The sequence below is a fragment of the Enterobacter cloacae complex sp. FDA-CDC-AR_0132 genome (assembly GCF_003010695.1).
Taxonomy (GTDB): domain Bacteria; phylum Pseudomonadota; class Gammaproteobacteria; order Enterobacterales; family Enterobacteriaceae; genus Enterobacter; species Enterobacter ludwigii.
The window spans coordinates 3,120,755-3,144,461 of the sequence record NZ_CP027618.1 but is presented as its reverse complement, the minus strand read 5'-3'; the positions used below and the strand labels follow the sequence as shown (position 1 = coordinate 3,144,461).

Annotated in this window: 19 protein-coding genes; 7 read left to right on the top strand and 12 right to left on the bottom strand. The window is 55.5% G+C overall.

Annotated features, from left to right (window positions below; genetic code table 11):
- Positions 1–52 precede the first annotated feature (52 nt).
- Both AM379_RS15115 and AM379_RS15110 read left to right on the top strand, forming a co-directional pair.
- Entirely contained in the window at positions 53–868 is an 816-nt protein-coding gene (locus AM379_RS15115) for a Cof-type HAD-IIB family hydrolase (protein ID WP_106503859.1), read from the top strand.
- 149 nt (positions 869–1,017) lie between these two features.
- On the top strand, positions 1,018–2,274 hold the full coding sequence (locus tag AM379_RS15110; RefSeq protein ID WP_106503858.1) for a DUF1479 domain-containing protein: 1,257 nt from the start codon (positions 1,018–1,020) through the stop codon (positions 2,272–2,274).
- On the opposite strand, the gene AM379_RS15105 is transcribed toward AM379_RS15110, so the two are convergent.
- Positions 2,271–3,344, bottom strand: coding sequence for a LacI family DNA-binding transcriptional regulator (locus tag AM379_RS15105; RefSeq protein WP_106503857.1), 1,074 nt, complete (start codon positions 3,342–3,344; stop codon positions 2,271–2,273). The genes AM379_RS15110 and AM379_RS15105 overlap by 4 nt on opposite strands.
- A 287-nt stretch (positions 3,345–3,631) precedes the next feature.
- Between AM379_RS15105 and AM379_RS15100 the strand changes: the two genes are divergently transcribed.
- Positions 3,632–4,933, top strand: a complete 1,302-nt coding sequence (locus AM379_RS15100) for an MFS transporter (RefSeq protein WP_020884899.1) — start codon at positions 3,632–3,634, stop codon at positions 4,931–4,933.
- 17 nt (positions 4,934–4,950) lie between these two features.
- The gene (locus AM379_RS15095) at positions 4,951–7,314 is read left to right on the top strand and encodes a glycoside hydrolase family 31 protein (RefSeq protein ID WP_158701856.1); all 2,364 of its coding nucleotides are present in this window, start codon (positions 4,951–4,953) and stop codon (positions 7,312–7,314) included.
- A gap of 76 nt (positions 7,315–7,390) precedes the next feature.
- On the opposite strand, the gene AM379_RS15090 is transcribed toward AM379_RS15095, so the two are convergent.
- The gene (locus tag AM379_RS15090) at positions 7,391–8,986 is read right to left on the bottom strand and encodes an ABC-F family ATPase (protein WP_014169271.1); all 1,596 of its coding nucleotides are present in this window, start codon (positions 8,984–8,986) and stop codon (positions 7,391–7,393) included.
- A gap of 221 nt (positions 8,987–9,207) precedes the next feature.
- Between AM379_RS15090 and ldtB the strand changes: the two genes are divergently transcribed.
- A complete protein-coding gene (gene ldtB, locus AM379_RS15085; protein WP_025204618.1) occupies positions 9,208–10,128 on the top strand; it encodes a L,D-transpeptidase in 921 nt (306 codons plus the stop codon).
- A 70-nt stretch (positions 10,129–10,198) separates the two neighbouring features.
- Here the strand turns inward: ldtB and AM379_RS15080 are convergent, their stop codons facing one another.
- The 9 genes from AM379_RS15080 to mntR form a co-directional block, all read right to left on the bottom strand.
- The gene (locus AM379_RS15080; RefSeq protein ID WP_014169269.1) at positions 10,199–10,915 is read right to left on the bottom strand and encodes a GntR family transcriptional regulator; all 717 of its coding nucleotides are present in this window, start codon (positions 10,913–10,915) and stop codon (positions 10,199–10,201) included.
- Between the two features lie 15 nt (positions 10,916–10,930).
- Positions 10,931–12,253, bottom strand: coding sequence for a PTS sugar transporter subunit IIC (locus AM379_RS15075; RefSeq protein ID WP_063934404.1), 1,323 nt, complete (start codon positions 12,251–12,253; stop codon positions 10,931–10,933).
- Between the two features lie 51 nt (positions 12,254–12,304).
- A complete protein-coding gene (locus tag AM379_RS15070) occupies positions 12,305–13,681 on the bottom strand; it encodes a glycoside hydrolase family 1 protein (protein ID WP_032681380.1) in 1,377 nt (458 codons plus the stop codon).
- A 147-nt stretch (positions 13,682–13,828) separates the two neighbouring features.
- Entirely contained in the window at positions 13,829–14,869 is a 1,041-nt protein-coding gene (locus AM379_RS15065) for an aldo/keto reductase (protein WP_014169266.1), read from the bottom strand.
- Positions 14,870–14,975: 106 nt separating this feature from the next.
- Positions 14,976–16,496 carry an efflux transporter outer membrane subunit gene (locus AM379_RS15060; RefSeq protein WP_025204620.1) on the bottom strand — a complete coding sequence of 507 codons (1,521 nt, stop codon included), beginning with the start codon at positions 16,494–16,496 and terminating at the stop codon, positions 14,976–14,978.
- Complete coding sequence (locus tag AM379_RS15055) at positions 16,496–18,067, bottom strand: DHA2 family efflux MFS transporter permease subunit (protein WP_014169264.1); 1,572 nt, start codon at positions 18,065–18,067, stop codon at positions 16,496–16,498. The genes AM379_RS15060 and AM379_RS15055 overlap by 1 nt, the downstream gene beginning before the upstream one ends.
- Positions 18,064–19,158 carry an HlyD family secretion protein gene (locus AM379_RS15050; protein WP_020884906.1) on the bottom strand — a complete coding sequence of 365 codons (1,095 nt, stop codon included), beginning with the start codon at positions 19,156–19,158 and terminating at the stop codon, positions 18,064–18,066. The genes AM379_RS15055 and AM379_RS15050 overlap by 4 nt, the downstream gene beginning before the upstream one ends.
- Positions 19,159–19,259: 101 nt before the next feature.
- Entirely contained in the window at positions 19,260–20,369 is a 1,110-nt protein-coding gene (locus tag AM379_RS15045) for an anion transporter (RefSeq protein WP_040016987.1), read from the bottom strand.
- A complete protein-coding gene (gene mntR, locus AM379_RS15040) occupies positions 20,366–20,839 on the bottom strand; it encodes a manganese-binding transcriptional regulator MntR (RefSeq protein WP_014169260.1) in 474 nt (157 codons plus the stop codon). Before mntR ends, AM379_RS15045 begins: the two co-directional genes overlap by 4 nt.
- 183 nt (positions 20,840–21,022) lie before the next feature.
- Here mntR and mntS point away from each other — a divergent pair, with 183 nt between their 5' ends.
- Positions 21,023–21,154 (top strand): manganase accumulation protein MntS, encoded by a 132-nt coding sequence (gene mntS, locus AM379_RS15035; RefSeq protein WP_020884908.1) that lies wholly within the window; start codon positions 21,023–21,025, stop codon positions 21,152–21,154.
- A 283-nt stretch (positions 21,155–21,437) separates the two neighbouring features.
- Complete coding sequence (locus AM379_RS15030) at positions 21,438–23,021, top strand: phosphoethanolamine transferase (protein ID WP_025204621.1); 1,584 nt, start codon at positions 21,438–21,440, stop codon at positions 23,019–23,021.
- Between the two features lie 96 nt (positions 23,022–23,117).
- Here the strand turns inward: AM379_RS15030 and ompX are convergent, their stop codons facing one another.
- Positions 23,118–23,636 carry an outer membrane protein OmpX gene (ompX, locus tag AM379_RS15025; protein WP_020884910.1) on the bottom strand — a complete coding sequence of 173 codons (519 nt, stop codon included), beginning with the start codon at positions 23,634–23,636 and terminating at the stop codon, positions 23,118–23,120.
- Positions 23,637–23,707 lie beyond the last annotated feature (71 nt).

Sequence of the window (23,707 nt, the reverse complement as noted above, 5' to 3'; positions counted from 1 at the left end):
TCCGTCACCTTGTTATTAGAATGTTTCAAACGCAGTGACTCAGGAGCACAGTATGACCGTAAAAGTTATCGTCACCGATATGGACGGAACTTTCCTTGATGATGCCAAGCAGTACGACCGCGACCGCTTTCAGGCACAGTTTGAGCAGCTTAAAGCCCGTGATATTGAATTTGTTGTCGCCAGCGGCAACCAGTATTACCAGCTCATCTCCTTCTTCCCGGAACTGAAAGATCAGATCTCCTTCGTGGCGGAAAATGGCGCGCTGGTGTTCGATCACGGTGAGCAGATTTTTCACGGTGAACTGACCCGCCATGAGTCGCAAATTGTCATTGGCGAGTTGCTGAAAGACAACGCGCTCAACTTTGTGGCCTGTGGGCTGGAGAGCGCCTACGTCAGCGATCGGGCGCCGGACGCGTTTGTGGCGCTCATGTCAAAGCACTACCACCGCTTAAAACGCATCCGTGATTACCGCGAAATTGACGACGTGCTGTTCAAATTCTCCCTGAATTTGCCGGACAGCGATATCCCGAATCTTGTCGACAAACTGCACGTCTCCCTCGACGGGATTATGAAACCCGTCACCAGCGGTTTTGGGTTTGTCGATTTGATTATCCCGGGCCTGCACAAAGCCAACGGTATTAGCCGTCTGCTGAAGCGCTGGAAAATCTCGCCGCAGGCGTGCGTGGCAATCGGGGACAGCGGCAACGATGCGGAAATGCTGAAGCTGGTGAAATACAATTTTGCCATGGGCAACGCGGCGCAGAGCATCAAAACGATCTGCCGCTACAGCACGGATGACAACAACCATCAGGGCGCACTGAATGTGATTCAGGCCGTGCTTGACGACCACTCCCCGTTCGACGCGTAATCTCTCTCTTGCCGGAGCACTGCTCCGGCACCTCACTCTTTTTCCATCCTGTGGCACACGTCAAATATTTAAACTTGCATTAACTAATTTTTAACTTAAAGTATCACTTGTAGATATTTTTACTTTCGAATGAAAGATGCGAGGCAGTTATGACGTTTACCAGTGAAAGTTTGCCTACGGACCATAAAGCAGCGATTCGTCAGTTGAAGCGTGAATTACGTGCGCAGATCGGAGACGTTCAGGCGGTATTCGACACGCTCAGCGATAAAATCGCGACCCGCGTGGCGGAAATTAATGCCCTGAAGAACAAAGGTGAAACCGTCTGGCCGGTTATCCCGTTTGCGGATGTGAAAAACGGGACGATCACCCAGGCACAGCGTGACGCGGTCAAACGCCGTGGCTGCGCGGTGATTAAAGGTCACTTCCCTCGCGAGCAGGCGCTGGCGTGGGATCAATCGATGCTCGACTACCTCGATCTCAACCGGTTTGATGAGGTCTATAAAGGTCCGGGCGATAACTTCTTTGGTACCTTAACCGCCTCACGTCCGGAAATTTACCCTATCTACTGGTCGCAGGCGCAAATGCAGGCCCGACAGAGTGAAGAGATGGCGCAGGTACAGTCGTTCCTGAACCGTTTATGGACATTCGAGAGTAATGGCAAACAGTGGTTCGATCCGGACGTCAGCGTCATTTATCCGGACCGTATTCGTCGTCGCCCACCGGGTACCACCTCTAAAGGGTTGGGCGCGCATACCGATTCCGGCGCGCTGGAGCGCTGGCTGCTGCCGGCCTATCAGCAGGTCTTTGCCCGCGTTTTTGACGGCAACGTGGATAAATACGATCCGTGGAACGCCGCACACCGTACCGAAGTGGAAGAGTACACCGTGGATAACACCACAAAATGTTCTGTATTCCGCACCTTCCAGGGCTGGACGGCGCTGTCAGATATGATCCCGGGTCAGGGGTTGCTGCATGTGGTGCCTATTCCGGAAGCGATGGCCTACATTCTGCTGCGTCCGCTGCTGGATGATGTCCCGGAAGATGAACTCTGCGGCGTCGCGCCGGGACGTGTCCTGCCGGTCTCCGAGAAATGGCATCCGCTGCTAATCGAAGCGCTGAGCAGCATTCCTGCACTGGAAGCAGGCGATTCCGTGTGGTGGCACTGTGACGTGATCCACTCCGTTGCACCGGTGGAAAATCAGCAAGGCTGGGGCAACGTGATGTATATCCCTGCCGCCCCGATGTGCGAGAAAAATCTCGCCTATGCGAAAAAAGTGAAAGCAGCGCTGGAAACCGGTGCATCGCCGGGCGATTTCCCGCGCGAAGATTATGAAAAAAACTGGCAGGACCGCTTTACCGTGAACGATCTGAATATTCACGGCAAGCGTGCACTGGGCATGGCTTAACTGTCGTATAACCCTTCCCGCTCCACGGCGGTGCGTCGTTTCCCCTGACGTATCCGCCGGACAGATCCCCGCACGGCCAGCGTGCCGTTAAGCAATAATGTTCCCACCGGCGCATCCGGGCGCATCAGCCGTTGCTGAAGCATATGCACCGCTTCGGTTCCCAGTTCATCGCGCGGTACGTGCACCGCCGTGAGCGGAACATCCTGAATGGCCGCCAGATTAAACCCGTCAATGCTCATCACCGAGATATCCTGCGGCACGCGCAAGCCCTGTTTTTGCAGCGCACTGATGGTGCCCGCCGCCATAAAATCGCCGCCGACCAAAAATGCGGTGGGCAGATCCTTACCCTGCATTTGACGGAGCCAGGAGGTGACCAGCTCTTCCGTTTCGCGCGCGCTGAAGCTCGGAGCCACCAGCAGATCGCGTTTATCGTTGAATTTCAGGTTGTGAGATTGCCACGCATCGCGGATCCCGGCCAGACGCAGTTCCATGGTGTAACGCCGCAGGCAGAGGACATTCATCACCTCACGGTGTCCCATTTCAAACAGATAGTCCGCGGCCCGCTCACCTATCGAGCGGTGGTCCGGTGCCACTGCAGGCAGGCGCATATGCCGGTCGCGGCAGTTAATCAGCATGCAGGGTTTACCCACATCCACCGCCAGATCGTGAATATGCGGATCGTCGATACCGAGAAGAATAGCGGCCTGTGTCTCCGGCTCGTTCAGCCGTGCCAGAAAAAGCTGTGCGTCGCTGTCATTCTCTTCCAGCGCGCAATAACGCAGACGGACATCGTGGGAAGCAAGGCCTTTACTCACGCTCTGGATCACGCGGTAGTAAAAGATGTCGGACCGCTCGTCAAAGGCGCGCTGTGGCGCAAAAACCACCAGGCTGTTGAGCAGCAGACGCCCCGCCGCCAGACCGTCCATCACCCCCAGCTCCCGCGCGCAGGCCAGCACCCTGGCGCGCGCTTTTTCACTGGTGTTCGCTTTTCCTGCCAGCACCCGCGACACGGTGCTGATGGAGAGCTGCGTGCGGGCGGCAATTTCGGTGATTTTTAGCCTTTTGTCCATTTTGTGATCTGGCTCCATTTGCGAAATGAAAAAATTTTCATAGCGTACTCATCAGGCAGTAACGGGCATGAAAAGCATCATGCCAGATGATTTATGTCATTGATGAGAAATTTTGCACAAAATCCACTATTGCCCGCTCATTTTCTCCCTTAAGGTGAATTTGTCACACCACTTCCATACTAGTTGTATAGCAACTTCTAAATTAAAACGGATAGAAATCAAAGCCATAAAAATCTGTGTGACACCTGAACCTCCGTCCCCTTACCGTCCGTCTTGTGGAGAGTAAAATGAGTCAGGACATCAATAACACCGTTGCGACAAGCAAAACCCGTCGCGTCATTAAGAACCTGCGCTGGTATGTGCTGGTGCTGTTCTTACTGGGCGTCACCGTTAACTACATCACCCGAAACTCGCTGGGTATTCTCGCCCCTGAGTTGAAAGAGAGCCTTGGGATCACCACCGAGCAATACTCCTGGATCGTCGGGGCATTTCAGATTGCCTACACCATTTTCCAGCCTCTGTGCGGCTGGTTGATCGACGTGATTGGTCTGAAGATTGGCTTTATGGTTTGCGCCGGGATCTGGGCGCTGATGTGTATTTTCCACGCCGGGGCGGGCAGCTGGCTGCACCTGGCTATCTTGCGCTTCTTTATGGGTGCATCTGAAGCGGCCGCCACGCCGGCGAATGCGAAAACCATTGGCGAGTGGTTCCCGAAATCGGAACGTCCTGTCGCGGCCGGTTGGGCGGGCGTAGGGTTCTCCATTGGCGCGATGCTGGCACCGCCCATCATCTATTTCGCGCACGCCTCGTTTGGCTGGCAGGGCGCGTTTATGTTTACCGGCGTGCTGGCGCTGCTGTGGGTGATCCTCTGGTGGGCTTTTTACCACAACCCGGAACAGCATCCGAACCTGAGCAAGGACGAGCTGGCGTTTATCAAGCAGGATAACGAACCGCCTGCGGTAAAACTGCCTTTCCTCACCGCGCTGAAAAATGTCTCCAAAAATAAGCGCTTCTACGGTATCGCCCTTCCGGCGTTTATGGCCGAACCGGCCTGGGCCGTGCTGAGCTTCTGGGTTCCGCTGTATCTCGCCAAAGAGCACGGCATGGATTTGAAGCAGATTGCGATGTTTGCCTGGCTGCCGTTCCTTGCCGCGGACCTCGGCAGCGTGGCAAGCGGCTACCTCACCCGTCTGTATGCCCGACTGTTCGGCTGCAGCCGTGTGAACTCGGTGGTGGCCAGCTCCGTCACCGGGGCATTCCTGATGATCTCCCTGGCCGTCGTGGCCATTACCCGCGACCCGTATATCACCATCGTGCTGATCTCCATCGGCGGTTTCGGGCATCAGATCATCTCCTGCATGCTTAGCGCCCTGGTCGTGGAGTCATTTGATAAAGGTCAGATGGCGACCGTTAACGGCATGCGCGGCTCGGCGGCCTGGATCGCCAGCTTCCTGTTCTCCCTGTTAATTGGGGTGACCGCCGACAAAATCGGCTTTAACCCGCTCTTTATTGCCATGGGGTTCTTTGACCTGATTGGCGCTGTTTTCCTGGTGGCATTTATTGCTGAACGTCGCGCCAAGCGCGCCTGATAGTGGATGTATTGCATATGAAAACCCTGAAAAACTGGACCGTTGATAAGCAGTCGGCAAATCATCTGGAACTGCTGGTCGATAACCAGCACCGTCTGTGCCTGTATGTGCTGGAAGAAAATCTGTTCCGCGTGCTGATTAAACGCAAAGGTGAGCTGACGCTGGATCGCACCTGGAGCATCGCCCCGCAACAAGATGTGCCGTGGGAAGGTCGCCGCCGCGACGACCTGAGTGGTTTCACCTGCCCCGCCTGGACGCTAACGCAACAGGACGACGTGCTGACGGTTGCTACCGAACAGCTGCGTGTGACCGTGCATCAGCCGCTGTGGCTGGAGTGGCACTACCGCAATGAGGCGGGTGAGTGGCAGCCGCTGGTCAACGACCGTCCAACCAGTGCCTATCTGCTGAATGCCCATGGCGACGGTGCGGCGCACTACCTGAGCCGCCGCAAGGATGAACGCTTCTACGGTCTGGGTGAGAAAGCCGGCGATCTGCAGCGTAACGGTAAACGCTACGAGATGCGCAACCTCGATGCAATGGGCTACAACGCGGCCAGCACCGATCCTCTGTACAAACATATTCCGTTCACCCTCACCCGTCGCGATGACGTGAGCTACGGTCTCTTCTACGACAACCTGAGTAGCTGCTGGCTGGATCTGGGCAACGAGATTGACAACTATCACACCGCCTATCGTCGCTGGCAGGCGGAAGCGGGCGACATCGATTACTACCTGTTCACGGGAAAACGGGCGCTGGACGTGACCAAAGCTTTCGTGCGTCTGACCGGGAAAACGCTCTTCGGGCCGAAATGGAGCCTGGGTTACAGCGGTTCGACCATGCATTACACCGACGCGCCGGATGCGCAGAATCAGCTGATGAACTTTATTCGTCTGTGCGAAGAACATGCTATTCCCTGCGACTCGTTCCAGCTCTCTTCGGGCTATACCTCGATCAACGGCAAGCGCTACGTCTTTAACTGGAACCACGACAAGGTGCCGCAGCCGAAGGTGATGACCCAGGCTTTCCACGACGCGGGGTTAAAGCTGGCTGCCAACATCAAGCCATGCCTGCTGCAGGATCACCCGCGCTATAACGACGTGGCGGAAAACGGGTTGTTCATCCGCGATTCGGAAACCGACGCGCCAGAACGCTCCAGCTTCTGGGATGACGAAGGTTCTCACCTCGATTTTACCAACCCACAGACGGTGAAATGGTGGCAGGAAGGGGTAACCACGCAGCTGCTTGAGATGGGGATCGACGCCACCTGGAACGACAACAACGAATATGAAGTGTGGGATGGCGAAGCCCGCTGCCACGGCTTTGGCAAGGAAATCGCGATCAAGCACATTCGCCCCGTGATGCCGCTGCTGATGATGCGTGCCTCGCTGGAAGCGCAGCAGCGTTTTGCCCCGGAAAAACGTCCGTATCTCATTTCCCGCTCCGGCTGCGCGGGCATGCAGCGTTACGTCCAGACCTGGAGCGGCGATAACCGTACCAGCTGGAACACCCTGCGCTATAACACCCGCATGGGGCTGGGAATGAGCCTGTCCGGGCTGTTTAATGTGGGTCATGATGTCGGTGGTTTTTCCGGCGACAAACCCGACGCGGAACTGTTTGTACGCTGGGTGCAAAACGGCGTGATGCATCCGCGCTTTACCATTCACTCATGGAATGATGACCACACCGTTAACGAGCCGTGGATGTATCCGGGCGTGACGCCGGCTATTCGTGGTGCCATTGAATTACGTTATCGTCTGCTGCCGTACCTTTATACCCTGCTCTGGCAGGCGCATGCCGACGACGAACCGATGCTACGCCCGACCTTCCTCGACCACGAACACGATGCGCAGACGTTTGAGGAGAACGATGATTTCCTGCTGGGTCGCGACCTGCTGGTGGCCAGCGTGGTGGAGGCCGGGCAGCGCGAGCGACGCGTCTGGCTGCCGGATAACGAAACGGGCTGGTACGATTTTTACACCCACGAGTGGTTCGCTGGCGGGCAGTGGATCGTACGTGATGCGCCGCTGGAGAAATTGCCGCTGCTGGTACGTGCCGGTGCGGGTCTGCCGCTCAGCGAACGCATTACGCATGTCAGCGCGGAAAAAGACAATGCCCGTGAGCTGAAACTGTTCCCGGTGAAAGGCGTCGGTTCAACCGCGGGCCTGCTGTTTGAAGACGATGGTGAAAGCTGGGGCTATCAGAACGGCAATGCGCTGTGGGTGGAATGGGACATGGCATGCGACGGTGCCACCATCAACCTGAAGGTCAGTGCGCGGGGAGATTATCGTCCGGCGTGGAAAGCGCTGAAGATATCGTTACCGGCCGGGGAAAAACGCACGCTGCTGGTGAATGGTATTGAAGGGAGTGAATGGGTGGTCTAGTACGGCCTGATGCCCGCTCCCACAGGGAGAGGGCATCAAACACAGGCCCGGTAGGCGTACCGCCACCGGGCTTTTTTTAACTCTCGATACCTTTACTGCGCAGGTAATCTTCGTAGTTACCGGTGAAGTCCACCACGCGCTCAGGCGTAATTTCGATCACGCGGGTCGCCAGCGAGCTGACGAATTCACGGTCGTGAGAGACGAAGATCAGGGTCCCCTGATACATCTCCAGCGCCATGTTCAGCGATTCGATAGATTCCATATCCAGGTGGTTAGTCGGTTCATCCATCACCAGGATATTAGGTTTTTCCATCATCAGCTTCCCGAACAGCATGCGCCCTTTTTCACCACCGGACAGCACTTTAGCAGGTTTCTTGATGTCGTCCTGGCTGAACAGCAGACGACCCAGAATGCTGCGCACTGCCTGCTCGTCGTCGCCTTCCTGCTTCCACTGGCTCATCCAGTCGAAGACGGTCAGGTCGTTTTCGAACTCGTATTCATGGTCCTGTGCGTAGTAACCAATCTGCGCGTTTTCAGACCACTTCACGGTACCGTTATCCGGCTGCAGTTCGCCGACCAGGGTTTTCAGCAGGGTGGATTTACCCACGCCGTTGGCACCCAGAATGGCGATCTTCTCGCCCACTTCCAGCAGCAGGTTAAAGTTTTTAAACAGCGGACCGTTTTCAAAACCTTTAGCCAGGGCTTCCACTTCCAGCGCATTACGGAACAGTTTCTTGTCCTGCTCGAAGCGGATGAATGGGTTCTGACGGCTGGACGCTTTCACTTCATCAAGCTTGATCTTGTCAATCTGACGCGCACGAGAGGTCGCCTGGCGAGATTTAGAGGCGTTCGCGCTGAAGCGGCTGACGAAAGACTGCAGATCAGCAATTTGGGCTTTCTTCTTGGCGTTATCCGCCAGCAGACGTTCACGCGCCTGCGTGGCTGCCGTCATGTACTCGTCGTAGTTGCCCGGATAAACGCGCAGCTCGCCGTAGTCCAGGTCCGCCATGTGTGTACACACCATGTTCAGGAAGTGACGGTCGTGCGAGATGATGATCATGGTGCTGTCGCGATCGTTCAGCGTCTGCTCCAGCCAGCGGATGGTGTCGATGTCCAGGTTGTTCGTTGGTTCGTCGAGCAGCAGGATATCCGGATTGGAGAACAGCGCCTGCGCCAGCAGAACACGCAGTTTCCAGCCTGGCGCGACTTCGCTCATCGGACCGTAATGTTGTTCTACCGGAATACCCACACCCAGCAGCAGCTCGCCCGCACGCGCTTCCGCAGAGTAGCCATCCATTTCGCCGTACAGCACTTCGAGATCGGCCACTTTGTAGCCATCTTCTTCGCTCATCTCCGCCAGAGCGTAGATGCGATCGCGCTCCTGCTTCACTTCCCACAGCTCAGCGTGTCCCATGATAACGGTGTCAAGCACGGTGAACTCTTCAAAGGCGAACTGATCCTGACGCAGCTTACCGATGCGCTCGTTTGGATCGAGCGAAACGTTGCCCAGCGTCGGCTCTAAATCACCGCCGAGGATTTTCATAAAAGTAGATTTACCGCTACCGTTGGCGCCAATCAGGCCGTAACGGTTGCCGCCGCCAAATTTGACGGAAATGTTTTCGAACAGCGGCTTACTGCCAAACTGCATAGTGACGTTGCTGGTAACTAACACGGGGAGATTCCTGCGAAAAGTGTGATAAACACGGCATTATGCCACAATTCCGAATTGAGATCCCGCGTTGCGGCAATCCGCTAAACTTTAACAAAATCGAAAAAAATGTGATTTCGTACACATCTGAATTCCCTGTTAGCGGGAATGCACATATAATGCGCTCCCATCAAGATTCAGACTTATCAACTCATCGCCGGAATGGCTTAGATACCTCGCACAACATGAACATGAAATTAACAACGCTTTTTGCGGCGGCGTTAGCCGTAGTAGGTTTTTGCAAAACCGCTTCTGCGGTGACTTATCCGCTGCCGACAGACGGTAGCCGTCTGGTTGGTCAAAACCAGGTGGTCACGGTGCCTGAAGGTAACGCTCAGCCACTGGAATATTTCGCGGCGCAGTACCAGTTGGGCCTGTCTAACATGCTGGAAGCGAATCCGGGTGTTGACCCGTATCTGCCTAAAGCCGGTACCGTGCTGAACATTCCTCAGCAGCTGATCCTGCCGGATACCGTCCATGAAGGTATCGTCATCAACAGCGCGGAAATGCGTCTGTATTACTACCCGAAAGGCACCAACACGGTTATCGTGCTGCCAATCGGTATCGGCCAGCTGGGTAAAGACACCCCAATGAACTGGACGACCAAAGTTGAGCGTAAGAAAGCAGGCCCAACCTGGACGCCAACCGCCAAAATGCACGCAGAGTACATCGCTGCGGGTGAACCCCTGCCAGCTGTTGTACCGGCAGGCCCGGATAACCCAATGGGTCTGTACGCGCTGTACATTGGCCGTCTGTACGCGATTCACGGGACCAACGCCAACTTCGGTATCGGCCTGCGCGTAAGCCACGGCTGCGTACGTCTGCGTAACGAAGACATCAAATTCCTGTTCGAAAACGTGCCGGTCGGTACCCGCGTCCAGTTCATCAACGAACCGGTTAAAGCGACGTCTGAGCCGGATGGCAGCCGTTACATTGAAGTACATAACCCGCTGTCCACCAGCGAAGACCAGATCAACAACAACGAAATCGTTCCGGTTACGCTGAACAGCGCGGTGCAGTCCGTGACCTCTCAGCCGGATGTAGAGACAGCGATTGTTGACCAGGCCGTTCAGAACCGTTCTGGTATGCCAGTGCGTCTGAACTGACCCTCTGCCCGGTGGCGCTTTGCTGACCGGGTCTGAGAATAAAAAAGCGGGCTCTGATGCCCGCTTTTTTTTATCCGTTATTGACGATAACTATCCCACCATGGTCGTAACGGTAGTGACAATGGGCATACTCAAGCGGTGTGCCATCCTCCAGATAGATAACCTGCTCCACCTCCAGCACCGGATCGGTCTGCTCGCAGATAAGGTGTTGCATATCCAGCGCGTTCGGTTTTAGCGCCCGCACCACGCGGTACGACCCCATAATTTTCAGCCCCAGCGTCTCCTGCACGTAGCGGAACACAGAGCCTTCAAGATGGCTTTTATTCAGACCGGGCACCAGATTAAGCGGCATTACGGTGGAGTCCAGCGACATCGGCTCACCGTTAAGCAGACGCAGACGAACAAAGTCATAGACTGGCGCATCGGCGTTAATCATCAACGAGGCCTGCTCCTTCTCGTTTGGAAAGCGCAGCTCGAAATGGACCACGACGCTGGAAACGGTGCCCAGATGCTCCCAGGTTTTTGTTGCGCCGAAGTAGTCGCTGCCGGAAAGATCCCACTGCGAGAGTTGCAGGAAATTTTTGCGGATAAACGTCCCCTGCCCCTGACGGGTATAGATCAGCCCTTCCACGATTAACTGGCGTATGGCCTGCTGTATGGTCATCCGGCTGGTGCTGAACTCCGCCGCCAGGGCAAACTGGTCCGGGAGCGGTTCGTTGGCGGCGTATTGCTGGCTAATAATGCGTTTCTTAATTTCCCGCGCTATGGTGATGTACTTCGCCGCCATCGTCCTTCCTTTCTGTTAGTTTTCTGTCCCGCTGTTTTTTAATGCCACTCTCTCGGCAATTTTGAGGAAAGGCAGGTAGAAGAATACACCAAATACAATGATTGCCAACTGCACGACCACGGCCCGCCAGTCCCCTGCCGTTGCCAGCCAGGCGCTCAGAATGGGCGGGGTTGTCCACGGGATCATAACCACACAGCGCGACATTAACCCCAGGGTCGTACAGAACCACGCAAACCAGATACCTATGGCAGGTAGCAGCACAAAGGGGATCATCAGCGGCAGGTTGAACACAATCGGCAGGCCAAAAATGACCGGCTCGTTGATGTTAAACAGGCCCGGCGCCAGCGACAAACGGGCCACCTGTTTCGCCGATTTTTGCCGTGAGAAGATGAAAATGGCAATTAGCAGGGAAATCGTGCTGCCGGTCCCCCCCACCATACCAAAGGTCGGTACAAAGATATTATTGATGATATGTGGGACAGGCTGACCGTTGGCAAAGGCCAGCATATTCTCGTTGGTGTTGATCAGCAGAAACGGCTCCAGCACCACGCTGTTAACCACCGACTGATGGATCCCAAGCGTGAACAGGAAGTTACCAAAGCTATAGATAAAAATCGTGCCCGGCAGGCTGGTATTGATCAGGCGCAGCGGCTGCTGAATAAAAGTGGTGATCAGGTGGATGAGATCCGTGTGCAACACGTTCGCCAGAAGCGCGGCCAGTATAGCAAACAGGGAAAGCGTCAGGATCGTCGGGATCAGCGCGGTAAACGATTTACTGACCGCCGGCGGTACATTTTCACCTAAAGAAATGTGCAGCGCTTTCAGACGAGAAATGGCGATAAACAGTTCCGTTGAGAGCAGACCAATCAGCACCCCGGCAAAAATGCCGGTTGAGCCAATATTGGAGAACGTCAGCACCTGCGTGACGTTCACCGTGGCGTCGCTGCCGACGGGCGTGAGCTGTAAGCGCATCGGCATCATAATGATAAAACTGCTGATGGCGATAACCACTGCCGAGACCGGGTTGTCGAAGTCTTTGTTGCGTGCCAGCGACCAGGCAATCATCGGTGCCAGCAACAGCGCGGCGATATTCAGCGTACCGTTAATAATCGCCTCGCCCCACACCTTAAAATGCACCAGCGTGTCGCCTTCAAAAATCCATGGAAATACCACGTTATTCACCAGCACCGCCAGACCGGCAAGGATGAAAATGGGCATGACCGTGGCGAAGGCATCGCGCAGGGAACGCAGGTGCACCTGGTTTGCCAGGCGCGCCGAGAACTCAACAAATCTGTCGACAAAAGACTGCATATGCGGTGTTATTTTTGTTTCAGACATAGCGGATATTTCCCTTCAATCAGTCACAAAAACGGCCCGGCAGCGTACGGCTTACATCTCGCGTCCGTTGGTATGGATAACCTGTTTCAACCATGCGTAGCTCTTCTTCGGTACGCGCTTTAAGTCTTTCAGGTCGTGGTTTTCACGGTTCACATAGACCACGCCGTAACGCTTACGCATGTCTCCCTGTGAACTCAGAATGTCGATTAAGCCCCAGCCGAGGTAACCGATCACCTCTGCGCCATCCTCAAACATGGCTTGTTTCATCGCCTCGATATGCGCCCGGTGGTAGTCAATACGGTAGGTATCTTCAATCGGATTCACACCGTCCCAGGACTCGATCACCCCAATACCGTTTTCAATCGGGAATACCGGCATACGCCAGTCGTTGTAATAGCGGGTGATGATGGTGCGAAAGCCCAGCGGATCAATCTGCCAGTTCCATTCGGTCGCTTTCAGGTACGGGTTATTTTTATCACCGTGCAGAAGGTAATCGTTGACCGGCGTTCCTTCGGGGATCGCATCACTGTCGAGCGTTTTACTGGCATAGTAGCTGAAGGCCATATAGTCGTTTTTGGTACGCGCCAGCAGCGCAAGATCCTCAGCGCGGTAGATATCCGCAAAACCTTGCTGTTCAACGACCGCCATCACCGCCGGGCTGTAACCCTGGCCGGCAAAGACGCGCAGCAGGTTCTGGTTGAGGAATTCGTCATACTGCTGGGCGCAGAAGATATCACGCGGTTTACAGGTCGCCGGATAGACCAGCTGGTGCGCCAGCATACCGCCCATCAGCTGGCCCGGACGGGTCTGGTGCAGGTATTCGGTCAGGGTCATATGCGCGACCATGGTGTGGTGCTGCAGTTCATACAGCTCGCGCAGGGTTTTCTCGCCTTTCATATAGCCCGAGATCCGGAAGGCTTCCGGCATGTGGAAGATGTTCTGCTCGTTAAACGTCAGCCAGTACTTCACCCGGTCGCCGTAACAGTCGATCATCTTTTTGCCGTAGCGGATAAACGCGTCCATCACACGGCGATCGTTAAAGCCGTTGTACTCCTGCGCCAGCGCCAGCGGCATATCGAAGTGGTAGAGGCAGATCATCGGCTCAATGCCGCGGGCAATTAAATCGTTAATAAAGCGGTCATAAAAGGCGATACCTTCGTCGTTGAAGTCACCGTCGCCCTGTGGACATACGCGGCTCCAGGCGATCTGAAAGCGGTAGCAGTTCATGCCCAGATCCTGCATCAGGTCGAAATCTTCCCGATAGCGGTGGTAGGAATCGGTCGCGACTTTCCAGTCAGAAACGTTCTCCCCGGCTTCGCGAATGTCATATACCGACATTCCCTTTCCTCCCTCATTCCAGGCCCCTTCCGTCTGCATACTGGATACGGAATTGCCCCATAAAAAATTGGCTGGCAGAAATTGATTCATGATCGCTCCCTATATGACTAGTCATTTAAAATTTCATGAATAGTCATATAGGCGAAGACGAAAAATCAATCAAAGAGGAGGATCGTTTTTTGTGAGCAAGGCGGGAAAAAAACCCGGTCAGCGAAGCGAGACCGGGGGGAAGGACCGTTATTGTTGTGCGAGCTGATGACGACGATATTCACCCTGCCGCTCCAGCATCCAGCCCGGGTATTCGCGCGGCAGCGCGCTGACGGCATCAAGCTGTTTAAGCTCGTCTTCGCTTAAACGGATCCCGGTGGCGGCAATGTTGTCGTCCAGCTGGTCGACACGTTTGGCACCAATAATGACGCTGGTTACGGCCTTCTGATGCAGCAACCACGCCAGCGCGATTTGCGCCACAGAGACACCTTTGCGCTCGGCCAGGGTGCGCATCACATCCACGCAATCGAAAGCACGCTCTTTATTCACCGGCGGGAAGTCAAATTCCAGGCGGCGGCCGCCAGATTCACTCTGCCCGTCACGGCCATATTTTCCGCTAAGCAGACCACCTGCCAGTGGGCTCCAGACCATCAACCCGACTCCTTCACTCTGCATCATCGGTATCAGTTCACGCTCAAGATCGCGCCCGGCGATGGTGTAATACGCCTGCAGCGAAGCAAAACGCGCCAGTCCAAGGCGTTCGGAAATGCCCAGCGCTTTGGCAATCTGCCACGCCGCCCAGTTAGAGACGCCGATATAACGCACGTGCCCATGCTGTACCAGGTTATCCAGCGCGTAGAGCATCTCTTCGACAGGGGTTGCCGGGTCAAAACCGTGGAGCTGATACAGATCGATATGATCGAGCTGCAGACGGCGCAGGCTCTCTTTGACGCTACTGATGATGTGATAGCGCGAACTGCCGCGGGAGTTCACCCCGGCCGTGCCCGTTTCGCCAAACACTTTGGTGGCAACCACCACATTTTCACGCGGAATTTTCAGGTTCTTCAGCGCCTGGCCGGTGATCTCCTCCGAGCGCCCTTCCGAATACACATCCGCGGTATCGATGAAATTAATTCCGGCATCCAGTGCACGGCCCACCAGCTGCTCGGCTTCACTTTGCTGCAGCTGACCAATCTTGCCCCACATGCCGCCTTCTCCGCCGAAGGTCATGGTGCCAAGGCACAGTTCAGACACAAACAGACCGGTATTGCCCAGTTTTTGATAACGCATAAGATAATCCTCGCATGTCGTTCGATGGGTACCCGATAGTTATACCCGCCCCATAGCCATCGCGAATGTGGTGTTCCTGTCCGTTTCTTGCCCAATCCTCTGAATCTTATCCGCGCGGAGCCTCACCAAAGACCTTGTAATCCGGTAATTGCACCTGCTGATACGGCTCCCAGCCGCCGCCCAGCGCTTTGTAGAGCGCAACCAGATCGAGAGCGCTTTGTACCTGCGCCTGCGCGCGTTGCTGCTGCGCCTGCGCCAGCTGCCGCTGGGCATCCAGCACGTCAATAAAGCTGGCGATCCCCTGCCGGTAGCTGTCGCTTGCCAAATCAAACGCGTTTTGCAACGCATCGATGGTTTTAGCAAGGCCGGCTTCACGCTGCTGATCGGTGCGGTAGCTCACCAGCGCATTCTCTACGTCCCCGAGCGCGGTGAGCACCGTCTGGCGGTAGTCGAGCACTGCCGCGCCCTGCTGCGCACGCGCCACCTTCACGCTCGAGACCAGTCTTCCGCCCTGGAAAATCGGTATCGAGACCTGCGGGCCGAAGCTGTAGAAGTGGCTGCTCCAGTCCGTCAGCCAGTTGGTTTCGCTGTTTCGCAGGCCGAACTGCCCGGAGAGGGTAAAGCTCGGGAACAGCTGCGCCACGGAAACGCCAATTTGCGCCGTGGCGGCGTGGAGATTGGCTTCCGCCTCGCGCACGTCAGGACGACGACGGGCCAGCGTAGAGGGGATACCCGTTTGTACGATATCCGGCAGGGCGGGCATCGGCTGCGCCGACTGCAGCTCCGCATCCAGCGCCCCCGGCGGCTTGCCGAGTAAAATCGCGAGGCCATTCATTGCCTGCCGTGCCTGGGCCTGATACTGAGGAAGCTGCGCTTCGAGGTTCCCCAACTGGGCACGCGCGTTTTCAACGTCCATCTGCGGCGACAGCCCGCCCCGCTGGCGGCTTTCGGTGAGTTCCAGGGTTTGTTGCGCGCTCTTAATCTGGGTGTTCAGCGTGGCAATGATGCTCTGCGCCCCCCGCAGCTGCAGCCATGCGCGCGCCACTTCCGCCTCCAGCGACACCAGCGCGTCGTTACGCTGCTCTATCGCCGCTTTCTGCTGCGCTTCGGCAGCCTCTACCTGTCGGCGCACCTTGCCCCACAGGTCGATTTCCCACTGTGCGTCGAAGCTCCCCTGGTAAAGATTGATCGGCTGCGTCAGCGGTCCTAGCGCGCCCCTGAGTTCAGGATCCACGTTATCAAGCTGGTCGTACACGCCGTGGGATTTCAGCTCTCCCTCCAGCCCAAGCTGCTGGCGCGTGGCCTGCAGATTACCGTTTACGGAAGGGTAAAACGCCCCACCCGCCTGGTTAATCTGTTCGCGCGCCCCGGCAATACGCAATACCGTCTGCTGCAGGGATAAATTTCCCGCGATCGCGCGCTCTATCAGGCTGTCCAGCTGCGGTGAACCGAAGGTTTTCCACCAGCGTGGGTTGGTTGCCGTCGAGGCCGTTTTTGACTTCACGCCGCTGTCACCCGGGTCGTTCCAGTGTGTCGGGGTCTGCGACGCCGGCGGCTGGTAATCCGGCCCCACGGCACAGCCTGCCAGCAGCATGATCATCAGGGGGGTTAAACGTCTGTGTATCATCAATGTGCTCCTGCACTCCCCTCGCTCTTAACCGGCGAGAGCAACAAACAAAACGGAATCAGTAACATGGCTACCACGCTCAGAATGGTGAACACGTCGATATACGCCAGGAAGCGCGACTGCTCGATCATGGTCTGGTACATGCGCCCGGTGGCGATACCGGTAGGGTCCCCGACCTGAGTGGTGAAGTTCTGGATCGCCTGTGCGCTTTCGCGTATCGCCAGCTGGAACTGTTCATTAAACGGTGACGCGTGATAGGCCAGATGCGCGCTGTGCGCCTGGGAACGTTCGGTAATGGCCGCCGTAGAAAGCGAGATGCCAATTGAGCCCGCCACGTTGCGGAACATGGTGAACAGCGCCGCCGCATCGGCGTTCAGCCGCCTCGGTATCGAAATAAAAGCAATGGTGGTGAGAGGAACAAACAGGAACCCAAGCCCTATCGACTGGGCGCTGCGGAACAACACCAGCGTTTCGAAATCGATATCCGGGGTCAGCGTACGTGACCAGAAGAACGACACCGCCAGGCAGGTAAAACCAAAAGCGATAATCCAGCGCGTCTGCACCACCGGCATCAGCTTCAGCACCAGCGGGATAGTCAATACGATCAACACGGCGCCCGGCGAAAGGACCAGCCCGGACCAGGTGGCGGTGTAGCCTAGATCCTGCTGTGCAAGCTGCGGAATCACCACCGAACTGCCGTACAGAATCATCGCCATGCCCGCCATCAACAGGCTGGAGATGGCGAAGTTGCGATCTTTCATGCAGTGCAGATCTACCACCGGTTTTTTGGCATACACCAGCCAGTAAATCGCTCCAATAATGCCGATGAGCGTCAGTACGGCGAAGGTGCGAATAAAGTTCGAATAAAACCAGTCCTCATCTTCTCCCCGGTCGAGCATCACCTGCAGGCAGCCCAGCCCCAGCGCGATCAGGCCGATCCCCGTCCAGTCGATAGACAGCTTCTCTTTCGATTTGCTTTCCCATGGCGGGTCTTCCAGCAGCTGGTAGATCGCCAGCACCGTTACAATCCCCACCGGAATGTTGATGAAGAAAACCCAGCGCCAGGAGTAGTTATCGGTGATCCAGCCGCCCAGCGTCGGGCCAAGTACCGGCGCAACGATAATGGCGATTGACGACAGACCAAACGCTTTACCCCGGTCCTCGGGTTTAAAGTAGTCGAGCAGCACCGACTGCTGCGTGGGCTGCAGCCCCCCGCCGAAAAAGCCCTGCATTACGCGAAAGAGAATGATTTGCCACAGCTCGGTGGCGATCCCGCACAGGAACGAACAGACGGTGAACATCACGATGCAGATCAGGAAGAACTGCTTGCGGCCAAAAACCCGACTCAGGAAAGCCGATATCGGCAGCACTATGCCGTTTGCCACCAGGTAGCTGGTCAATACCCAGGTGGATTCGTCGTAGCTGGACGAGAGCGACCCGGCCACATGCGGGAGCGCCACGTTAACGATAGTGGTGTCGAGGATCTCCATAAACACCGCCAGCGTGACCACAATCGCCACCGCCCACGGATTACTGGCAGGTCGCCAGTTGTCGTGGCTGTGATCCGTCATTCCACTGTCACCTTCGGTGCCACCGACAGCCCAAGCGGCAGCGGTTTGTTGGGATCCAGCCCTTTATCAATCACGATCTTCACCGGCACGCGCTGAACGATTTTGACAAAGTTACCGGTAGCGTTTTCCGACGGGAAGGCGGAGAAGCGCGAGCCGCTGCCCTGTTGAATACTGTCAACATGGCCTTCGAGCGCCATATCCGGCCAGGCATCTACGGACACCTCGACCTTATCGCCCGGCTTCATGCGTTCGAGCTGCGACTCTTTAAAGTTCGCCACCACCCACACATTCGGAGAGACCAGTGAAAACAGCGCGGTACCCGCCTGCACCAGGGTGCCGGGCTGGACGTTGCGTTTAGTGACAAAACCGTCAAACGGGGCGCGGACTTCGGTGTAAGAAAGGTTCAGCGTCGCGGTTTCCAGCTGCGCTTTGGCCTGATCGACCTGGCGCTGACGCGCTTCCACATTGGTTTCCTGCTGGCGGATCTGTAGCTGTACCTGCTCCGCCACTTCAAGCTGCGCCTGCGCACTTGCCAGGCCCGCCTGGGCACTGCGCAGCTGGGCATTGGCGGTATCAATACTTTGCTGGGTGGTCGCTCGCGGGTCAACGCCTCGCTGGCGGCGATACTCCGCCTGCGCATTGGCCAGATCGGCCTGCGCTTTAATCACCTGCGCTTTAGCTTCATCACGCTGAGCGGGATACTGGACTTTTGACAGCGCCAGCTGCGCCTGAGCCTGATGCAGCTGGGCGATCGCCAGCCCAAGCTGGGCCTGCGCCTGATCGCGCTGGGCGGTGGTATCACGCGGATCGATAACCACCAGCAGGTCGCCCTTTTTCACCCGCTGGTTATCGCGCACGCGCAACTCGGTGACATAGCCTGCCGTTTTCGGGGCAATCGTCACCACATCACCGTCGGTAAAGGCGTCGTCAGTGGTCTCTTCGTTACGGGTTAAAAACCACCAGACCAGCGCCACGATAACCATCACCACCACGACAATGCCAAGGATGATTAACGGTTTTTTGCCCGGGCGCTTACGCTGTTTAGTGTTGTTTTCCTGCTCGTCAGCAGGCAGGTTTTGATCTTCAGCCATAGGTCAGCAACAGTCCTGTCAGTGAGCGGCATCACACTATGCCGTTCACTAAAGCTAGGACGTTGCTATACGTTTGCCAGGAAAAACTGACAAATTGCGCACTATATGAGAAGGAAAATTCCGAAACCGATCGCCGCGGCCCAAATCAGCATCGGGATCGACCAGACATGGAAACGCCACCAGATACGACGATCGTTAGCCATACGCAGGGCAATCAGGTTAGCAAGCGAACCGGGCAGCAGCCCAAACCCGCCGATATTTACCGCCCACGCCAGCAGCGTGTCAGGGGGAACGTAGTTGAGGAGTAAAATGGTGGAAGGCACGTTGCTGATGAACTGTGACAGGCCAATCGCCGTGAGCCACAATCCCGGCTGCGACAGGCCGCTGACGCTGTGCAGAACGTGTTGCAGTACCGGAAGCTGGATAAGCAGATGCACATCAATAAACATCACCATAAAGACTAGCAATAACGTCCAGTCCACGCTGACCAGCACGCGCCGCGCCAGGAATAAAAAACCGGCGGCGACGAGCAGTACGCCCGCCAGTTCATACTTCAGTTCCAGCGCGAACAGGAAAACGATGTACAGCGCCAGACAACTCCACACCAGACGCGGCTGCCACTGCGGGCCCGTGGTACCGCTGTGGTACTGCAGTTTTTTAACCGGGAACGCGAACCAGCAGACCGCCAGCAGCGACACCATCATCACCAGCGCCAGCGGAGCCATCTGCCAGGTAAAAGCGGCAAACGACAGCCCGGAGCGTCCCCACAAGAGAATATTTTGTGGGTTGCCGATAGGGGTCAGAAGCGAACCGGCATTAACGGCCAGTGCCTCGAAAATGATCAGCCGGCTAACCGGGATCTCGCAGAGCTTACGCAACGTGAGCGTGAGTGGCACGATGATAAACAGCGCCACGTCGTTGGTCAGAAACGTCGACAGCACCGCAGCAGAGAACACCATAAACAGCGCCAGACGGCGTTCAGTGGCAAAGCGGCGCACCATTTTACGTCCCAGGACGTCAAAATAGCCGCTCAACTCTACCCCTTTGGTGAGCATCATCAGGCCACTGAGGGTAATGATGGTGCGCCAGTCAATCACCGCAGGCCAGGTGTGTGGCGCAAACGGCACAAAGATGCTTAATACGGCGCCAATGATGAATAAGAGATGGAAGAAACGATCGCGTGCCAGGGCCTGCAGTCCGGGGATGTTCATTCAGCGGAGGGACCATATTTAAGGGTAAATTCGCGAAACTTAACCAGCGTCTCTTCGCTGACGTGGTGTTCCATTCCTTCCGCGTCCCGGCGGGCAATTTCCGGGCTTACGCCCAGCACCAGTAAGAAGTTTTCGACGAGCTGGTGGCGCTCGCGACTCTCCTGGGCGAGTTTCTCCCCTTCCGGCGTCAGAAAGACGCCGCGCCAGGGGATCATTTCAATCAGGCCCACGGAGGCCAGACGTTTTAACATTTTTGCCACTGTCGGTTGGGAAACGCCCAGCCGTGCAGCCATATCCACCTGGCGCGCCTCCCCGACCTCGCGAATCAAATCGGAAATCAGTTCAACATAGTCATCAATCAACTCACGACGGTGCGCTTCACGTACCTGGCGAAAACCTTCGACATGTTCTTCAACATTCACCAGTTGCGTCGTTTTTCTGATTGTTGGCTTACCTGCGCGACGGTTCATTGTACTTCCTCAGTGGGGTGACGCTTCCAGCGCCCGGTATCGAGAGCGCACATTGTAAACCATCCCTCTACAAGCACAAAAAATTAACGAAATAGCCATAGCTATACAATATAGCCTGTGCTATATCTGTATGTAATGCAGTCACCCTTCACGGATCGAAGGGATCAAAAATCAGGAGGTCTCATGAACGAATTCAAGAGGTGTATGAACGTGTTTACCCACTCTCCCTTTAAAGTACGCCTGATGCTGTTGAACATGCTGTGCGATATGTTTAACAACAAACCCCCGCATCAGGACGACAAACCTTCCCACTAAGCGGCGTTGCGGTACGCCGCTTCATTTTTCCGTCACAAACCCTCTGTACACTGGCTTTCAGCCGCCCTATTCCCGATCTTTTTTACGGATTTGCAATCCCCTTCGCAAAACATCTGCTTAGCAACTGTTGCTATTATTTAGCGCTCGCACTATCTTCTTGCAGCCCTGCACAATTTGCGGCTCGCTGAAGCGGACCCTCATTCCCTCTCCACGCACTGTCAGGCAGGTTATGACCCTTGACGCCAGGGTGAGCACATGGCGTTTTTATCCATGATAGTGACCTATGAATTTAACCCTGATAGACACCGTTGTTACCCGTAGCCGGGCCTTAAGCCCGTGGACGGGATTTTACTTTTTGCAGTCATTACTGATTAACTTTGCGCTGGGCTATCCCTTTAGCCTGCTCTATGCCGTGGCCTTTACCTGCATATTGCATGTGCTGTGGCGAACGGCTCCGCGCGCGCAAAAAACGTTAGTCGGAATCTGTTCTCTGGTCGCTGCACTCTATTTCCCGTTTGGTCAGGCTTACGGCTCGCCGAACTTTAATACCCTGCTGGCGTTGCACTCGACCAATATGGAAGAGTCGACAGAGATCCTGACGATCTTCCCCTGGTACAGCTACGTGGTCGGCCTTTTTATCTTTGCCCTTGGCGTGATAGCCGTTCGCCGTAAAGCGGAAGAGAAAAAAACGTGGGGAAAAATTGAGCACCTGTGTCTGGCGTTCAGCGTGGTGGCGTTCTTTGTCGCACCAGTACAAAACCTGGCCTGGGGTGGGGTGTTCAAGCTGAAGGATACCGGCTATCCGGTGTTCCGATTTGTGAAAGACGTCGTCGTTAACAATAAAGAGGTGCTCGACGAACAGGCACGTATGGCTGAGCTTTCAAATATGAAAGACACCTGGAACGTGCTGGCCGTGAAGCCCAAATATCACACCTATGTGGTGGTGATTGGTGAAAGTGCACGTCGCGACGCCATGGGAGCCTTTGGCGGACACTGGGACAACACGCCGTTCGCCAGTTCGGTCAAAGGCACCCTGTTTACCGATTATGTTGCTGCCAGCGGCTCAACGCAGAAATCTCTCGGCCTGACGCTGAACCGGGTGGTCGACGACAAACCCCAGTTTCAGGATAACTTTGTTACCCTGGCGAACCGCGCAGGTTTCCAGACCTGGTGGTTCTCCAATCAGGGGCAAATTGGCGAATACGATACGGCCATTGCCAGTATCGCCAGACGCGCCGACGAAGTGCAGTTCCTGAAGAACGGTGATTTTGAAGCGGACAAGAATACGAAAGATGAAGCGTTGCTGAAAATGACGGCGCAGGTCTTTGCCTCTCCGCGTACCCAGCCGCAGCTGATTGTTCTGCACCTGATGGGGTCTCACCCGCAGGCCTGCGATCGGACCGGCGGTAAATACGCAGAGTTTGTGCAGTCCAAAGAGACCTCATGCTATCTCTACACCATGACGCAAACCGACGACCTGCTGAGCAAGCTGTACGATCAGTTGCGCAATACGGGTGACAGTTTCTCGATGGTCTACTTCTCGGATCACGGGCTCGCGTTTAAAGAGCGCGGTAAAGAGGTGCAGTATCTGGCGCACGACGATAAGTTCCAGCAGAACTTCCAGGTACCGTTTATGGTTGTGTCGAGTGATGATAAAACGCATCGCATTATTAAAGCGCGGCGTTCGGCCAATGATTTCCTGACCTTCTTCTCGCAGTGGACGGGGATTTCGGCACAGCAGATAAAAAATGCGTACCCGTTTGTCTCTAACAAGAAGGCTCCCCCAGTTTACATTACCAACTTCAAGTTACAGAAAGTTGACTATAACCATCTGGGAACCGATATCTTCGATATTAAGAGTAAATAATCCGGGCAATCTGCTACCCTCTCCTGCAAGGCGAGGGATTAACGTAAAAAAAAATCCGCCACATTGGGCGGATTTTTTACTGGCTCACCGAAGTGATTAGAAGCGGTAACCTACGCCCGCGATCCAGGTGCCAACGTCAACGTTGCGGATACGGCTCTGCTCATAAGAGAAGTCCAGAGCGACGTCCTGGATTGGGTTGAACTGCAGACCCGCGCCATAGGAGAAGCCGTAGTCGCTGTTGCTTGCAGTGCGGTTCAGACCCTGGTTTTCGGTCTGCTGGAATTTACCGTAGCCAACACCTACAACACCGTAGATGCTTGCCCAGTCGTTCAGACGGTAAGCTGGACCAGCGGTGATGCCGTAGTACTGGCCTTTGTTGTATGCGCCGTTTTCAGAACGATCTTTCTCGGTGTAGGTGAAAGAACCGATCACGCCCAGTGGGTTGTTATCCTGCTCGTAACGATACTTCAGGTTGAAACCGTTAGCTTTGTTCATCACGCCCTGCATATCGCTCTGAGCGTAACCACCAGTTACAGTAGAAGTAGCAGCTACAGCGGTACCTGCGGAAACAGCCAGTACAGCGGCCAGTGCTGAAAGACATGCAATTTTTTTCATAACCACCTCAAATGTGCTTCAAGTAAGTCCGTAAGTTTTAAATATATCAAAAAAATTTGCGAAACTCTTTG

Excerpts from the sequence above, each read along its gene's own strand:
- AM379_RS15115 (WP_106503859.1), top strand. The coding sequence starts at position 53 with ATGACCGTAAAAGTTATCGTCACCGATATGGACGGAACTTTCCTTGAT.
- AM379_RS15110 (WP_106503858.1), top strand. The coding sequence starts at position 1,018 with ATGACGTTTACCAGTGAAAGTTTGCCTACGGACCATAAAGCAGCGATT.
- AM379_RS15105 (WP_106503857.1), bottom strand. The coding sequence starts at position 3,344 with ATGGACAAAAGGCTAAAAATCACCGAAATTGCCGCCCGCACGCAGCTC.
- AM379_RS15100 (WP_020884899.1), top strand. The coding sequence starts at position 3,632 with ATGAGTCAGGACATCAATAACACCGTTGCGACAAGCAAAACCCGTCGC.
- AM379_RS15095 (WP_158701856.1), top strand. The coding sequence starts at position 4,951 with ATGAAAACCCTGAAAAACTGGACCGTTGATAAGCAGTCGGCAAATCAT.
- ldtB (WP_025204618.1), top strand. The coding sequence starts at position 9,208 with ATGAACATGAAATTAACAACGCTTTTTGCGGCGGCGTTAGCCGTAGTA.
- AM379_RS15080 (WP_014169269.1), bottom strand. The coding sequence starts at position 10,915 with ATGGCGGCGAAGTACATCACCATAGCGCGGGAAATTAAGAAACGCATT.
- AM379_RS15075 (WP_063934404.1), bottom strand. The coding sequence starts at position 12,253 with ATGTCTGAAACAAAAATAACACCGCATATGCAGTCTTTTGTCGACAGA.
- AM379_RS15070 (WP_032681380.1), bottom strand. The coding sequence starts at position 13,681 with ATGAATCAATTTCTGCCAGCCAATTTTTTATGGGGCAATTCCGTATCC.
- AM379_RS15065 (WP_014169266.1), bottom strand. The coding sequence starts at position 14,869 with ATGCGTTATCAAAAACTGGGCAATACCGGTCTGTTTGTGTCTGAACTG.
- AM379_RS15060 (WP_025204620.1), bottom strand. The coding sequence starts at position 16,496 with ATGATACACAGACGTTTAACCCCCCTGATGATCATGCTGCTGGCAGGC.
- AM379_RS15055 (WP_014169264.1), bottom strand. The coding sequence starts at position 18,067 with ATGACGGATCACAGCCACGACAACTGGCGACCTGCCAGTAATCCGTGG.
- AM379_RS15050 (WP_020884906.1), bottom strand. The coding sequence starts at position 19,158 with ATGGCTGAAGATCAAAACCTGCCTGCTGACGAGCAGGAAAACAACACT.
- AM379_RS15045 (WP_040016987.1), bottom strand. The coding sequence starts at position 20,369 with ATGAACATCCCCGGACTGCAGGCCCTGGCACGCGATCGTTTCTTCCAT.
- mntR (WP_014169260.1), bottom strand. The coding sequence starts at position 20,839 with ATGAACCGTCGCGCAGGTAAGCCAACAATCAGAAAAACGACGCAACTG.
- mntS (WP_020884908.1), top strand. The coding sequence starts at position 21,023 with ATGAACGAATTCAAGAGGTGTATGAACGTGTTTACCCACTCTCCCTTT.
- AM379_RS15030 (WP_025204621.1), top strand. The coding sequence starts at position 21,438 with ATGAATTTAACCCTGATAGACACCGTTGTTACCCGTAGCCGGGCCTTA.
- ompX (WP_020884910.1), bottom strand. The coding sequence starts at position 23,636 with ATGAAAAAAATTGCATGTCTTTCAGCACTGGCCGCTGTACTGGCTGTT.